Genomic DNA, 13,829 nt, shown 5'->3' with positions numbered 1-13,829 from the left:
TCACCTCGTATTTTCTAAAACATGCATTTTAAAGTCAACATTAGTTCCATTTAATTGAGTTTTACTATCATTCGGTGCAAACCCTCTCATTTCAAGGCGAATGTTATGCTCACCTAAAGTTAAATTATCAGGAATTGGAACTTCTGTAATGGCTTCTCCGGGCTTAACTAGCCCACTTTGATAAGCATTTTTTTCATTATTATCAATAATTATCTTAAATTGTAAATTAGCATCATTGAAACTAGGATTCTCTAAAGCAATATACATCTTATCTGAACCTTTTATAACTTTAACATCTTTGTACGCTGGAAATGCAATTTGGTCTTCTGCCCACTCTTCTGGTTTTTTTATTTTACTTTTATATGCTTTTGCGGATTTATCGAACGCTGGTAATTCAAGTCCTTTTTGATAAAAATATGCTCCTGTTCCTAGTAATAATACTAGTAAAAAAATTAATATGCCTCCTATTTTCTTTTTTCTGTTATTTTCATTATTCAATCTTATCACTCTCCTTTTAGTAATGTAAAAAGGTGTAGACAACTAAAAAATACCTTTACTGTCTACACCTTTTTTATTTCTATTTTGAAGCTACAGTATAGACAAGTGTATCTACATAGTTACCTGTCGCTGTTGCACTACCAATCATTTTAGCACTACCCATTGCTTTATCACTATCTTTACTCATAGTTGAAAGCAACTGAGGAGTATTTGTTCCTGTCATTAGAGTATTTTTATATCTTAGTTCATATCGAATTTCTTTGTTACCACCATTTTTTAATTTATATCCATTTTGAGAAGCAACTGAAACATCTGCAGATTTTGAACCTTGATATTTAGCACCACTAACTTCTGTCATAGTTACAGTAGCATCAATATCTTTGTTTTCATCAGTAAAAGTAATTGATGCAGGAACATTAATTACATAGTCAGGGCTATTGGGATTTTCAGGATCAGGAATTGATGTCATACTATTATATGAAACAGGGACATCTTTCGTCTGCTCAGCAGCAAATGTAGAAACAGTATTGAGTACTCCAGATCCTACTAAACCAGTAGCTAATGCTACTGCCATCATTTTTTTGTTAATCAATATTATCTCTTCCTTTCAATAATTGTTATTAAATGATAGTTGTTCCTCCGAACAATTTATAGTTTACATTAGGAAAACAAAAAAAGACCTTCATTTTTTTGTTTTCAAAAAAAAATAAATGGTCTTTTTCGTTGGTTAATTAATATTGCTAACATTAATATTAGCAGTATATATTCTCAGGTTTTATTCAAATTATCTATCGATTGCAGAAATTTCTAGCCTAGAAACTAAAAAAATATTCTTTCCTTTTTTTTTAGTTTATTAAAAAAAATGTTTATTTCACCAAAATGTAAATGATTGATATTTTTCTAAAGCTATTTTATCTATTAATAAATCTAGTCTTTCAATATCAAGATATGGACCAATATTAGTTAATTGGTAAAAATATTTATAGTTATTTTCAAGTAAAGAATTTGATATATTTGATATTACTAAATCAAAATTTTCATCATTTACATACTGAGTAATAGTGATATTTCGTCTATTATTTAATTCAGTCTCTAACAAAAGAATAGTAGCATTTAACACTAAATGAGATGTTGTCAATACAACACCTATTTTCACACAATATTTTTTTTTGGGAGATAAAGTATATAATAAAAAAATGAGTCTTTTTTCTATCTGATCTAATTTAAAAGAATCGAACAAGGAACTAGGCTCAACAATTTCTTTAATAACATCTGAAACGAATCTAGTACTAAAAGAACTATTGAATAATTTAAAATAATCCATGAACGTCAAACTATCTGTTGAATAACTATTACCTCTAAAATAATATATTTGTGATAATAAAGAAAAAACATTTGTTTCAATTGTTACATCCTGTTTATCCAAAATGAATATAGCCTTTATAGCAGCCATTATTTTACTTGTTAATTCAAACGCGGGATTCCTTTTATTAAATAATCCTAATTGAATAATTTCATATGAAGTCATCCCAAAAGAAATAAAAAACAAACTTAAGAAATAAGAAAATAATTGTACTTCGCTTTCATTGTAAATTGATTTATGTTTAATGTATATTTTTTGAAAAAATTTATTTATAGGGGTTTTGCTATATTGTTCTACATCTTTTTGTTCGCCAATACTCAATGAATTCATGGATACTTCACCAATCTTTTTCAAAGTAACTAAACTCCATAAATAAAATTGCTCTCTTTGAACTACAGAAAGATTATATTTAACACTTACTTCTTCTACTAAATTACTAAGTAAATTCGAATTACTTTTTTTTTCATCAACCGAACTTACCCAAAAGAAACTGTAGTAAAAAAATATTTGTTGCTTTATGTCCCCAACTATTCTTCCGTGACTAATTTTCAAATTATAATCAGTCAACAATTCATTGCATGATCCAATAATTCTCCCTAGTGTAGTTGTACTTACTTGTAGATAATTCTCAAGTTTTACATAGCTTATCTTTTTACGAGAAAATAGATATCTAAAAACCTTATACTTGTTTGAGTCCTTTAAAAATACTTCTGCTAACATATCGATAGAAACATCATTGATAAATTTTAATTCTAATGAGTTTCGCGTGACAATAAGTTCTAATTGATTTGAACTTATATCATCATTTAACAGTTTTACCTGTAAACTTTCAACTATTTTTCCTAATGTTGGCAGAGTAATATTTAATCGTTCACAAATTTCAGACTTTTTTAACTCTCTTGATGATAGATATAGTAACTTTAATAGTAAATATTCATTCTTTACATAATTATCAAGTAAATCTTCTTTATGCATTAAAAACACCTCCCTCACAAAAAATAACAGTCATTATAAATCATCATACTACAATATATGTGCTACTACAAATATTACTCAGAAATTTAGATAATTAATATTAATTATTTCAACTAATAAGTATACCTCTATTACTTAAAATTTATAAACTCCCTAAAAAAATCAAAACTGGAAATGGCTCTATTTAATAGAGCCATTTCCAGTTTCGCCTTTAAAGTTAGACATTAGTCTAAGAATATTATACAAAATTTAAAACTGTTTACAATATTTTACAAGATAAATATTACGTAGTTTCAAATTATTAAAAATATATAGTTATATAGTTTCAGAGAAGTCCCCAAGACCAAATGGTTACTACTAACTTAGTACAATAATACTAGGCTAATTGGGAAACTACCTCAATTTTTTTATTTTCATGTTTATAAGCAAGATTTATTCTTTCCCTATCACTTTTTTTCTTTTGATTTTCAAATATCCTTTTATCCTGTGTCATGTTTCCAGCAAAAAAAGCAATTCCTACTGCACCTGAAGAAAAGACAAATTCTAAAGCTAACCAACGAAACAGTACCGTCAAAATTAAGATAATAAATATTGCGATTACTAAAACGGCGTCTTTTGTTCCAAAATTTAAATACCCAAAATTCATTAAACTCTCCACCTTTTTTAAATTATTGAAAGTACACAATCAAAAATCTTTTTTACTTTTTCAATCGTTTTGAGCTACTTCATTTATTTTTTCTTCAATTGCGATATAGTTGCCTTGATACAATTTGTATTCTTTATTGCAGCTATCACATTTAAACTGATTATACTTTCCTAGTTCTCTTTTAGCTAATTGACCGCAGTCACAATCAATAAAAGTAACTATATTACTTTTGTTCCATGTGCTGATTTCGATCCCCCAATGATCATATGTTTTTCGAACTACCATTTGTTATCCTCCTTATAACTATCATATCTTTGAATTCTTGTTTTGTTTTAGGGTTCGTTCGTATGACTTCTTCAGCTAATTCTAAAAATACCTGCTCAACCTTTTCTGTCATGCTCTCAAAAATTATCAATGGGTTGTCTTCTTTCTTTACTCGATTCTTATATCTTTGGAAGTTTGCTGAATAGAGTCGCCCATTTGACATTATCTCAATCCCATAACCTGTTACTAAAGGATTTTTCAACAACTGAATAATTTTCTCTCTATTTTCCATTATAACTACTCCTGTATTATTTCTCACTAAGTAACTGTTCTTCCTTTGCTTGTTTCTTGATTCGTTTGAGAGTAGACAAAGAAATACCTGTTTTCCTTTCCACTTCTCGCATGCTGTTTGTTTCCATTAACTCTAGTGCATGTTTATATTTATCATTTAGAACTCTTTTCGGACGTCCTTCTCGATAGTTCTTATTATTTGCCCGGTGCCACTGTTTTCCTTCTTGCGTTCTTGTCACGATTAAATCTCTTTCAAATTGCGCAAAACTCCCTAACATGTTCATCATTAATGTTTGCATAGAATCACTTTTATTTGGCTCAAAGGTTAGGGCATTATCTAAGAAGGTGATAGTCACTCCTGAATTGTTTAAAGAAGAGATAATCGAATTTAAATCAACGATACTTCTAGCTAGCCGATCAATTTTCGTCACTAAAACTTTATCGCCAGGTTTTACAATAGATAGTAGTTCTTCTAATTCTTTTCTTCCTTCTTTTTTTGTTCCCGTATATTTTTCACTGAATATTTTTTCTGCTCCGGCTTTTTCTAGTTTTTGAATCTGGGTTTTGTAATCTTGATTACTAGTACTCACTCGTGAATAACCATAAATGGGCAAAATTTCCTCACCTTTTCTGAACATAAGTTTTTGACACTAGATAATTCCAAGTATAGCACGAAAAAACAAAGAGGTCAAAAACTTTTAAGTTTCTGAACCTAACAAATTAATTCTAAAATATCTAATTTTGACTATTTAATTAAATCACACTAAGTTAACTAAATGTAGTATATAATCATTTGAAACTATTTAATTATTTAGTATAATAAAAGACAAGAGATGATTGTATGTTAACCACAAAATCTAGAAAATAAGGAAGTTCTGTAGTATTGACATTACCATCTAATAACGGACAGAAACCAAAGGCAGACCAAGAATATATAGTGATGTATTCTGATGATGGGACAATTACGCTAGTCCCTAAATTACAAGATCCATTTAGTGGTGGATCAGAAGGGGAGTACTACGAAAAAGACGAATGGTTCAATAGTCCTTCTTTTTTCGGACATAGTCTACTATTGAAAGGTGCATTTTCCCAACACTCCTATTGCTATAAATAAAAAAATGTCGTAAGTATACATACTGTAGTCCATTACTTCTGTTTTTTTAAGTGTTGATTGAAATCAAAGTCTTGCAACCATTTTCACTAATAAAAAAATTACTTTTTTTATTCTTCTTTCAATAACTGTTTCTTAAGTTAAACAGTCTCTATATCTTTTGAATCTAATAAATAGTTAGTTAAAGATAATTCTTGACGAATGCCTCATTCTAAATGTTTGGGAAACAATTCTTAATGTTATATTTTATCTAAGAAGGCAATCATCACTATATTACAAGTTATCTTTTCAGTGTAATTCTTTATATGATAAATACATCAAATAATTAGTCTTTTCTATAAATTGATAGATTGCTAATTTTAATTCAGAGTTTACACTAGCAGTTGTATTGATAACTTCATCTATTTCTTCTTTGTTATATACAAACGAGTTATTCTTCCACACTAACATTATTACCAATTCTACTTCACAAAAGCTCACAAAATAAGTAGAACCATAGGAATTTCCTCTTTCATGTGCATAGATTAACATGCCAAGTATTCTCCTTATTTTTTAAATAAATTACATGATTCATATCTAAATATCATTACTTTGTATCTTTCAGTTCACTTTATCCCTTTTGAGTATTTATTATATAAATATTTTGTAATACAGCTCTGTCACAAGACTTTGAAACCATTAATTTTAAGATTTATTAGGCTGAAAGACTACCTAATCCTAAAGCAACGAAGATGTATCATTCATTTTAAAGTAACAATTTAAAAAAAGTATTCTATTTAACATGGAAGAAAAGAAATAGGCGGTCATTCTATTCCTAGAAATGGATGTCCCCTGTATTGAAATCAAAGGAAAGTTGATATTATATTTATTAGAATATCTATGTGAATAGATCTGATATTTGATATTTAGTTACGTTAGAAAAGATATAAATAAAAAACTAATGTATTTAAAAAAATTGTAAAAACCGTTAGGGCAATCAAAATTTCTAGTAAAGATACGGAATCTATCCATAAAATGTATAAGAAAAGCAAAAAAAGTGAGAATCTTTTTGGCTTTTCAGTCTGCACTTAATTGAATATTTATTGTAAATGCTAGCTTAATTAAGAATAAAAATAAAATTTAAGTTTTTAGTGCTTCCAGCATTTTTTATAAAGAAGTAACTATCTTCGGAATATCTTTTGCAAACCAATGCAAATAAAATCCTTTGAGTAAACCAGTCCAAGCTAACTCTGGTAAAATATTCTTTCCACCAGGCATATTAAAGTCTCCTGTTTTGAATATAAAATGTTTAAGATGGTCATTTAAAATATCTTTGATAACAACGTTAAATTCAGATACGTCTTTCAGACGTATATTTGGATTGTTCGACCTAACATCTCCATACTCAATCGTATATACAAACTATTACAATTTTTCTAAAGCTTCTCCAATGGGTACTTCCCCATCTGCCATAGTAATAACTTTTTTAAAAGTATTTTTCTTGTCCAATAATTCAGAAAGGACTGTAGCCACATTATCTATGGAGTTTTCTCTTTGCTCTTGAGTCATCAATGTAACTTTCCCACTCCCCGTAGTTTCGGTTAAAGTTCCTGGTTGAAGAATAGTATAATTTAAATGTGTATGATTAATTAACCACATATCTGAAAAAAAATTACTGATAAAATAGTCTGTTAACTCCGAACTCCACTTTTCAGGATTTAGAGAAAATATCCCACTCAATTGAATGTATCGTCTAATACCTTTCTGCTCAGCTGCATTCATTAATTTTACAGCACCATATAAATCAGTTTGGATTAAGCTATGGTGCTTGTTCTAAAATTAGTAAATGTAGAAACAAATAAGTACAGAAAGAATGACTTATAACCTTTTCCAAGCTGATTTAACGTATAATTTAATAATGCTCAAAAAGCATTATTAAACGGTCATTTATGGAACTTTTTAATAGTTAATAATATGTTACTTTTGGATTTTAATAGCCTATATTCTATAGAATAAAACTATCGATAAACATTTTGTTAAACCTGAAGGATCTCTCCATATTTTAGTATATAATTAAATTCCTTGTAATATAAACTGAGAAAGCGCACCAGGATTTGCAATTTCATGAATATCTGATAAAGCTGGAATTCCCCATCTTTTTGCGTGTACTTCTGAATCTGGAAAAATAGAGGTAAATTGTACTTGATCTTTGATACCAAAGATTCTATTCCATAAACTCCCTGAAAACCATGTACAAGTAGTCAAGGGTGTGAATGTCCCATTGCCAACTATGTCTTCTTTCGATCCAATTATGTTTCCTATTTCATTACTTTCTGCTATCAATTTAGGAATTATATTATTTTCAATTTGGTTTGTATCCATATTACTTGGCAACTTTACGGCCTTTTGTGCAATGAAAGGTCGATCAGGTAAATCATAATAACCTTGTACTTTTGGGTTATGATTAGATACGTAACCAATCCCTGCACCAAATGAATAGCTTGCATAATCATTTGGTTTATCACTATTAAAAATAATTACCCATGCATGTCCTAAGCTACCACTACCTATTATAGTATTTAAATAGGATATAACTGCACGAGCACGCTCTTCATCAGTGCTAAATTGAGCGGCCACTTCATCACATTTGTTTGCAAGTTCTTCAAAATCTAAAGGTTGCGGTTTAGCATTTGTTCGGATACAAACTTGTGGATACCCAACATTTTTGTCTCCAGTAGGTTGGACTATATCATTTGATGAATTACCTTGATAATTTTTATCTAGTTCTTCGGCATGTGTATCCAATTTCATTGAAAAAAATAGAGTACATAAATTAACAAAAATAATAACATATATCGCTTTTTTTAACATATTTCCATTCTCCTCTTTTCTAATCATAGTTATTATTCAACCTATAATATATTTTAAAAGCAACCTCATTCCTTCAATAGTCCTTTTGCCAGTTGTTATAAGTTCCCAGCTTTAAATAACTACTTACGGAAAGAGATTCCTGAATAATAAATAGTGGAAAAAACTCTTTTATAATGCCTTACAACTAACTTATGAAAAAAATATATAAACCAATCATTATGTATAATTTCTTACATACTAGATAAGTTTTTGACTTCTATCGTTCTTGATAAAGATTGAACGGCTTACAAATATAAAATCCAGATGCTGCTACCATTTTGTTGCTAGATATTGACTAAAACTGGATAAATGAAACAAATTTTCTGATGAAATCAAACCAACTAAATATACTATACTATGCTATTGACAGATTTAACCTGGAAAATTCAAATATGAAAAAACATTCCTAACTAACCGTGGTAATGGCTATTACCGGTAATATTTAGTTAAAATCAACTACTATGTATGATGGTTTGAAACCGAATAAAATATATCTTATAAGACAAAATATACATCTGGTGAAACTCTACTAATCACCAACTACACAACCCAAAAGATGATAACAAATGAATAATAGTTTGTTATTTAGGATAATCCTTAATTCTTAATTAAATAATATTTTACATAACTATAATAAAATATTCTAGTTAAACATGGATATCATTGCATATCCTTATCAATATACTATAATTTATTATACACAAATTGTGAGCTTACTAACCCTATACGCCCCACCACGATTTATTGTTGAAATAGGCTGTATAAAAAAGTGACTTATCATTTGTGAAAAACTCAATGATGTAGAAATCTATTTAAGTCTTTACGCATTGATGAAAAGTACATCAAATTAAAAGGCAAAGACCGTTACCTATAACATACCTGTGATGCCCATGGAAACACATCGGATATGTGATTACACAATCACCCCGACACAGCTTTCAAAAACTTTGTTTAGTGATTCATTCGTGGTTATGGTAACCACATTCGATTACGCTGGATAAGTATTGCTCTTTCTTTCAAAACAATTAAAGTTTCAGCTTCGTATAAAGAAAGTCGAAGAGAAATCCCTCTCTTCGACTTTTCCCCGTAGTAAAAAATTGGAGATTTGTCTAAACTAGCATAGTTTTTATATAAGAAATTGGCCCAGTTTAATACTATTTAAAAGTTTATAAAAAAATCCAAAATTTATTCTTAAATTTTAACAATTATCGAAAATAGATTTTTAAAGAAAATAATTTTTAAATATTTGCTTTATTGTTTGATCTAAAGATATATATTTGCTAGAAGCAATTAATTTTATGTGTTCATCAGTTACATTAAATGGGGTCACTGGAACATCCATACAGAAAATAGCGGTAGAAAACCGAACAACTACTGGGCAATTAAGTTAGTTGTTCGGTTCTTTTGTTTAGCTTTCTCAATTTTAGTCGATTAATTTCACGATAAAAGGTTCCTGTAGATATCTGATTTGTTTCAATGATTTCTTTGACAGAATAATCGCCACTTTTGTACATTCGAACTGCAATATCTAACTTCTCCTGCGGAACTTTAGGACGGCCAATCGCTACACCTCGTTTTTTGCTAGCTTCGATTCCTTCGCGGACTCGATCAGCTAAAAGGTTGCGTTCCAACTCAGCGATTACACTCATCATTTGTAACATGGCCTTCCCCGTGGGTGTTGAAGTATTCATATTCTCTTTTAAAGAAACAAATTGAATTTGCTTTTGATCCAATTCCTGAATTAAGTTTAAAATGTCCAAAGTGTTCCTTCCAAGTCTAGAAATACTTTCTACTACAACAATGTCTCCTTTTCGAATCGTTTGAAGAAGCTGCTCAATTCCTGGGCGGTTTCTTTTTGTACCTGTATATTTTTCTTGAATAATCTTCTCTGCGCCAAAATTTTTTAACTGATCAATTTGACGACCTAAATTTTGATCGTCTTTTGATACACGAGCATAGCCAATAATCATTGCAAGAACCTCCAGTTTTATTTCTTCTTTATTATGAAGAATATTCTTTCTTTTGGCAATGGTTTATTATAAACTTTTTTATAATGAGTTTTTGAAAACTTAAAACATTGATAGACAAAGGAGTCAAAAACTAGAAATAAGATTCTAAAAAACTAATGTTTTTTAGAATTTATGCTACTTTCCTTACCGCTAATTTCTGTTTGAATGTTCCAGAAGTATTTTTTGTTCTTACATCTTTAGAATTCTATAAACCGCTTTAAATCAACGTTTTATGGATTTGGAACTAACCACTACCGCTATTTTCTGTACGGATGTTCCAGTGACCCCTAGCTCACCATTTAATCATGTAATAACGAACGTTAAACCTCTTTAGTGTATAATTGCCAATCAATATTTTTGAAAATGGCTTAGAATTGCTCTCTCAAATTAACCGTATAGTTAAATTCAACCTATATCTTAAAATTCTAGTCAAAAAACAACTAAAAAACTCACTGCTCTAATCAACAGTGAGTTTTTGTATAATACATACTAGCTTATATTTAATTAAAATCCTGACCATCCTTTAGGTGTTTGTATCAAAGTTAATAATTCTAACAGTTCACTAGGCGTTTGGAAATTATTTCTTAACGTAAATCCACTAATTGTTGGTTGTAATTCTTTTTTTAAATCATAGAATACTTTACCTGATAAAGCTTCTTTTCTTATTCTTAATAAAAGGTCATTTAAGTTTTTATCTGAAGAAATTTGCGGATTCGCTATTGCATTATTTGTTAATTGAATAATCTTTTCCAGTACTTCTTCTTTTTTATTAATCATCAGCTACTTCTCCTATCTGCCCATGCTAGCTAAACCTGAAGCCCATCCTCCAATAACAATTCCTGCAATTTGTTGCTTAGCTTCATTCCAATTCACCCAACATTTTTGTTTATTGCAATAGACACCATTTCCATATGATCTAGTTGCAGCTTCTGCATTTGTTCCTAATGCTGTAAAACCAATCCCTATCATGCCACAAATAACTAAACCTTTAACTAATTTCTTTTTCATTAATGTTCACCTCGAAAAATAAAAATTAGAAAACGTCTTCTATATAGAAATTATAGAACTATTGGTATAGTTTTGTAAATGATACAATAAAAGGTTTTTTCTAACATTTTTGTAAGGAGGTATATATAATTAAAAAGAATCTACCTACTTACCTTTTTTGCCTCTTCAACTAAAAATGCTTGTAAAAGCCGTATGTCCAAATAACAATATTCAAGCCTACTAAAAACCAAAAAATTTTAATCATAAATGCTACAGTATGTTCTTCTTTTCTTTGTAAATACTCTTCTCTCCATTTAGGATCATGTTTTCTTTTTTTCAAAAATTCATATGTATGATAAGAAGGACTTTCTTTCTCTTTCACTAGCTATCACCTCAATTTTTTACTTCTATATATTGTCCACCAAATGCAAGCTTATACTGTTTACCACAACTTTTACATTTGTATTCTGTTCGTTTCCAACGAATACGTTCCGCTAACATGCCACAATCACAAGAAATATACTCAACCAAAACACCTTCAGCTCTGTTAGCTACTTCTATTTTCTGATAATCATACTCTTTTCTCATAACTAGTCACCTTAAATAATAACTACCACAATTTATTTATCAGGAAGGCAACAACTAAAAATTAAGGAATAAATTTATGCACTTTAATTGACACTATTATATTAACATTGAGGAATTAGTTGTTGCCTATTACTATTTTATCAAGATTTCCCCTTTTTTCAAATTTTTTCTGGGCTTATTTCTACGCAAATCCCCTTACTTAATTTGTATTCTTTTTTACAATTACTATACTTAAAATGATTATATTTTCCCAACTCTCTTCTAGCCAATTGGCCACAATCACAATCAACATAAGCAACTACATTTGTCTTATTCCACGTAGTAATTTCTATTCCCCAATGATCATATTGTTTTCGAACAACCATCTTAATTCTCTCCATTTCTAAAGCTATATCTTGCAACCATTTCTCTAAATTCTTTTTTTGTTTTAGGACGAACTCGCAATACTTCTTCGGCCAACTCTAATAATAGTTTTTCTACTTTTACTGACATCGTATCAAAAATAACCATTGGCTTATTTTCTTTTTCGACGCGTTTTTTGTATCTTTGATAATTCGCAGAATAGAGTCGACCATTTGACATTTTTTCTATTCCGTATCCTGAAATCAAAGGATTTTCCAACATCTGAATAATCTTCTCTCTATTTTCCATAATAACTACTCCTTTTCTATTTTTTACGCAACAATCCATCGTATTCTTTTATGATTCATTAAGAATCTACTTGATTTGACTCATAGTCTTTTTTTATCCTGTAAACTGTTTGCCGAGTGATTCCATACTCTTTTGCAATCTTTGAAATAGCAGTGCCTTTTTGTAACTCTTCGATAATATTTCTATAGACAGCTCTTTTTTGGGGATCTTTTGCTGTTGGACTATATAATTTAGGCCGCCCTTGATAAATACCGTTCATTTTTGCAATTTCAATCCCTTGTGCTTGTCTTCGCTTAGATTCTGTTCTTTCTTGTTCTGCAATCATTGCTAAAATCTGGACAATTAAATCTTTAATAAAACGATCGAGCAACGGATTTCCAATTGCTTCTGCCATAATAGGAAGACTTGTAATAATCAGCTGAACATTTTTATTTTTCAATAAATTAACCGTTTGAATAATTTCATCGTAATTTCTACCTAATCGATCAATAGCTTCTACCATAAAAATATCTGATTCTCTTACAAAATCCAATGCTTCTGTAAAAACAGGACGCTGCTCAATAGTTGCGCCAGATTTTTTCTCGACAAATATTTTTTCAGCTCCCAATTTTTTGAATTCTTGAATTTGTCGATCTAAGTTTTGATCTATGGATGAAACTCTTGCATATGCAACTTTCAAAATCCCACCTCTTTTCTACTTCATTATCACACACCCTAATCATACACTCAAAAAACAACAAAATCAAATACCTATATCTGTCTAAATAGGGTACACTCAAAATTTACACAAATGACGTAGAATCAATTTGAATGTCCTACTACGTACCTAATAACAACTGGAATATAAAAAAGAGCCAACAGGGTATACTCTGTTGGCTCTTTATATGAAAATCTATATAAATAGTTGCCAGTATAACTATTTATTTATAAAACTGAGACAAATTCAACCAAAATACATTCTACAAAAACTAATCTTTATTCTTTATAAGATTTACTTTTGTAAACTTGTATTGGAATTTCAATTCCGTTTTGAATATATTCTACTTTAAGTAATGTCCACCTTATTTGTTTAAAAGCATAATCATTTCTATCTTTAGAAAAGCAGCTACAACAAAAAAAAGTTCCTTTATTTCTTCTATACTCATCCAAAAAAAGATATCCTTCAAGTTCATCTGTGCAAAATTCTATTAACAACTCCCAATTAATTTTACTATTTAATATTACCTTTTCTCTAAACTGAAAATATTCATTATTTTGCTCCAAAATTAAATCTAAATTTTCAACAATATATAATCTATCCATGATAGTATTAATTTTAGAAGATTTACCTAAATCTTCTAAAGTGATCTTTTTTGCTAAAGCTTTAGAAAAAAAGCTTTTGCACTTAATTTACTTTGGTCTATATCATTCAGTTTGTGTATACCGACTAAATGAAAAAAATTTTCTGCACAAAAGTTAAGTTTCACATTTTTAGACTTCCCTTTACGCCCCAAAAGAAAATGATACTCTCTTTCCATTAAAATATTAAATTTTTGTGCTGCATTAAATAATTGATCA

16 protein-coding genes and 5 pseudogenes are annotated in these 13,829 nt (G+C 29.3%); 2 read left to right on the top strand and 19 right to left on the bottom strand.

Translation table 11 applies throughout. The features are described 5' to 3' along the window. The 7 genes and pseudogenes from IGJ24_RS13540 to IGJ24_RS13510 form a co-directional block, all read right to left on the bottom strand. Entirely contained in the window at window positions 1-498 is a 498-nt protein-coding gene (locus tag IGJ24_RS13540) for a hypothetical protein (protein WP_202584629.1), read from the bottom strand. A 79-nt stretch (window positions 499-577) separates the two neighbouring features. Further along, the gene (locus tag IGJ24_RS13535; RefSeq protein ID WP_161323706.1) at window positions 578-1,090 is read right to left on the bottom strand and encodes a hypothetical protein; all 513 of its coding nucleotides are present in this window, start codon (window positions 1,088-1,090) and stop codon (window positions 578-580) included. A gap of 279 nt (window positions 1,091-1,369) precedes the next feature. Continuing rightward, window positions 1,370-2,836, bottom strand: coding sequence for a helix-turn-helix domain-containing protein (locus IGJ24_RS13530; RefSeq protein WP_202584628.1), 1,467 nt, complete (start codon window positions 2,834-2,836; stop codon window positions 1,370-1,372). Between the two features lie 442 nt (window positions 2,837-3,278). Beyond that, a pseudogene (locus IGJ24_RS13525) lies at window positions 3,279-3,482 on the bottom strand (DNA helicase UvrB); the annotation flags it as partial. A gap of 60 nt (window positions 3,483-3,542) precedes the next feature. Beyond that, complete coding sequence (gene uvrC, locus IGJ24_RS13520) at window positions 3,543-3,767, bottom strand: ultraviolet resistance protein UvrA repressor UvrC (RefSeq protein ID WP_142954909.1); 225 nt, start codon at window positions 3,765-3,767, stop codon at window positions 3,543-3,545. Further along, window positions 3,761-4,038 (bottom strand): annotated as a pseudogene (locus IGJ24_RS13515) (hypothetical protein). The gene uvrC and the pseudogene IGJ24_RS13515 overlap by 7 nt, the downstream one beginning before the upstream one ends. Window positions 4,039-4,054: 16 nt before the next feature. After that, window positions 4,055-4,675: a recombinase family protein gene (locus IGJ24_RS13510; RefSeq protein ID WP_002375379.1), complete on the bottom strand. Its 621-nt coding sequence runs from the start codon at window positions 4,673-4,675 to the stop codon at window positions 4,055-4,057. A gap of 203 nt (window positions 4,676-4,878) precedes the next feature. Between IGJ24_RS13510 and mazE the strand changes: the two are divergent. After that, window positions 4,879-5,151 (top strand): annotated as a pseudogene (gene mazE, locus IGJ24_RS13505) (type II toxin-antitoxin system PemI/MazE family antitoxin). Window positions 5,152-5,436: 285 nt separating this feature from the next. Here the strand turns inward: mazE and IGJ24_RS13500 are convergent. The 3 genes from IGJ24_RS13500 to IGJ24_RS13490 all read right to left on the bottom strand — a co-directional run bounded on the left by IGJ24_RS13500 (window position 5,437) and on the right by IGJ24_RS13490 (window position 7,998). After that, on the bottom strand, window positions 5,437-5,679 hold the full coding sequence (locus tag IGJ24_RS13500) for a hypothetical protein (protein WP_289854285.1): 243 nt from the start codon (window positions 5,677-5,679) through the stop codon (window positions 5,437-5,439). Window positions 5,680-6,552: 873 nt separating this feature from the next. Further along, entirely contained in the window at window positions 6,553-6,942 is a 390-nt protein-coding gene (locus IGJ24_RS13495; protein WP_289865926.1) for an NAD(P)H-binding protein, read from the bottom strand. A 258-nt stretch (window positions 6,943-7,200) separates the two neighbouring features. Beyond that, on the bottom strand, window positions 7,201-7,998 hold the full coding sequence (locus tag IGJ24_RS13490; RefSeq protein WP_289854290.1) for a hypothetical protein: 798 nt from the start codon (window positions 7,996-7,998) through the stop codon (window positions 7,201-7,203). Between the two features lie 679 nt (window positions 7,999-8,677). On the opposite strand from IGJ24_RS13490, the pseudogene IGJ24_RS13485 reads away from it, so the two are divergent. Next, a pseudogene (locus IGJ24_RS13485) lies at window positions 8,678-9,127 on the top strand (DDE-type integrase/transposase/recombinase). Between the two features lie 292 nt (window positions 9,128-9,419). On the opposite strand, the gene IGJ24_RS13480 reads toward IGJ24_RS13485, so the two are convergent. The 9 genes and pseudogenes from IGJ24_RS13480 to IGJ24_RS13440 all read right to left on the bottom strand — a co-directional run bounded on the left by IGJ24_RS13480 (window position 9,420) and on the right by IGJ24_RS13440 (window position 13,789). Further along, the gene (locus tag IGJ24_RS13480; RefSeq protein ID WP_103301406.1) at window positions 9,420-10,007 is read right to left on the bottom strand and encodes a recombinase family protein; all 588 of its coding nucleotides are present in this window, start codon (window positions 10,005-10,007) and stop codon (window positions 9,420-9,422) included. A gap of 543 nt (window positions 10,008-10,550) precedes the next feature. After that, window positions 10,551-10,823 (bottom strand): bacteriocin immunity protein, encoded by a 273-nt coding sequence (locus IGJ24_RS13475; protein WP_289865906.1) that lies wholly within the window; start codon window positions 10,821-10,823, stop codon window positions 10,551-10,553. Between the two features lie 12 nt (window positions 10,824-10,835). Continuing rightward, window positions 10,836-11,015 carry a class II bacteriocin gene (locus tag IGJ24_RS13470; RefSeq protein WP_192411349.1) on the bottom strand — a complete coding sequence of 60 codons (180 nt, stop codon included), beginning with the start codon at window positions 11,013-11,015 and terminating at the stop codon, window positions 10,836-10,838. A gap of 208 nt (window positions 11,016-11,223) precedes the next feature. Further along, on the bottom strand, window positions 11,224-11,415 hold the full coding sequence (locus IGJ24_RS13465) for a hypothetical protein (protein WP_192411347.1): 192 nt from the start codon (window positions 11,413-11,415) through the stop codon (window positions 11,224-11,226). Between the two features lie 11 nt (window positions 11,416-11,426). Then, window positions 11,427-11,621: a hypothetical protein gene (locus IGJ24_RS13460; protein WP_002367787.1), complete on the bottom strand. Its 195-nt coding sequence runs from the start codon at window positions 11,619-11,621 to the stop codon at window positions 11,427-11,429. Between the two features lie 158 nt (window positions 11,622-11,779). Then, window positions 11,780-11,986 (bottom strand): hypothetical protein, encoded by a 207-nt coding sequence (locus tag IGJ24_RS13455; protein ID WP_225624592.1) that lies wholly within the window; start codon window positions 11,984-11,986, stop codon window positions 11,780-11,782. Window position 11,987: 1 nt separating this feature from the next. Continuing rightward, a complete protein-coding gene (locus tag IGJ24_RS13450) occupies window positions 11,988-12,272 on the bottom strand; it encodes a hypothetical protein (RefSeq protein WP_129263514.1) in 285 nt (94 codons plus the stop codon). Window positions 12,273-12,330: 58 nt separating this feature from the next. Continuing rightward, complete coding sequence (locus IGJ24_RS13445) at window positions 12,331-12,951, bottom strand: recombinase family protein (RefSeq protein ID WP_192411344.1); 621 nt, start codon at window positions 12,949-12,951, stop codon at window positions 12,331-12,333. 296 nt (window positions 12,952-13,247) lie between these two features. After that, window positions 13,248-13,789, bottom strand: a pseudogene (locus IGJ24_RS13440) (PBECR4 domain-containing protein). Window positions 13,790-13,829 lie beyond the last annotated feature (40 nt).

It is taken from the genome of Enterococcus sp. DIV0546 (assembly GCF_051712785.1).
Lineage (GTDB): Bacteria > Bacillota > Bacilli > Lactobacillales > Enterococcaceae > Enterococcus > Enterococcus faecalis.
Note: the sequence above shows the minus strand (reverse complement) of the source record. Positions and strands in the feature narration are given on the sequence as shown.

What these genes read in the sequence shown, in the direction of transcription:
- IGJ24_RS13500 (WP_289854285.1), bottom strand. Translation starts at nt 5,679, where the DNA reads ATGTTAATCTATGCACATGAAAGAGGAAATTCCTATGGTTCTACTTAT.
- IGJ24_RS13460 (WP_002367787.1), bottom strand. Translation starts at nt 11,621, where the DNA reads ATGAGAAAAGAGTATGATTATCAGAAAATAGAAGTAGCTAACAGAGCT.
- IGJ24_RS13510 (WP_002375379.1), bottom strand. Translation starts at nt 4,675, where the DNA reads ATGTTCAGAAAAGGTGAGGAAATTTTGCCCATTTATGGTTATTCACGA.
- IGJ24_RS13530 (WP_202584628.1), bottom strand. Translation starts at nt 2,836, where the DNA reads ATGCATAAAGAAGATTTACTTGATAATTATGTAAAGAATGAATATTTA.
- IGJ24_RS13470 (WP_192411349.1), bottom strand. Translation starts at nt 11,015, where the DNA reads ATGATAGGGATTGGTTTTACAGCATTAGGAACAAATGCAGAAGCTGCA.
- uvrC (WP_142954909.1), bottom strand. Translation starts at nt 3,767, where the DNA reads ATGGTAGTTCGAAAAACATATGATCATTGGGGGATCGAAATCAGCACA.
- IGJ24_RS13490 (WP_289854290.1), bottom strand. Translation starts at nt 7,998, where the DNA reads ATGTTAAAAAAAGCGATATATGTTATTATTTTTGTTAATTTATGTACT.
- IGJ24_RS13480 (WP_103301406.1), bottom strand. Translation starts at nt 10,007, where the DNA reads ATGATTATTGGCTATGCTCGTGTATCAAAAGACGATCAAAATTTAGGT.
- IGJ24_RS13450 (WP_129263514.1), bottom strand. Translation starts at nt 12,272, where the DNA reads ATGGAAAATAGAGAGAAGATTATTCAGATGTTGGAAAATCCTTTGATT.
- IGJ24_RS13475 (WP_289865906.1), bottom strand. Translation starts at nt 10,823, where the DNA reads ATGATTAATAAAAAAGAAGAAGTACTGGAAAAGATTATTCAATTAACA.
- IGJ24_RS13455 (WP_225624592.1), bottom strand. Translation starts at nt 11,986, where the DNA reads ATGGTTGTTCGAAAACAATATGATCATTGGGGAATAGAAATTACTACG.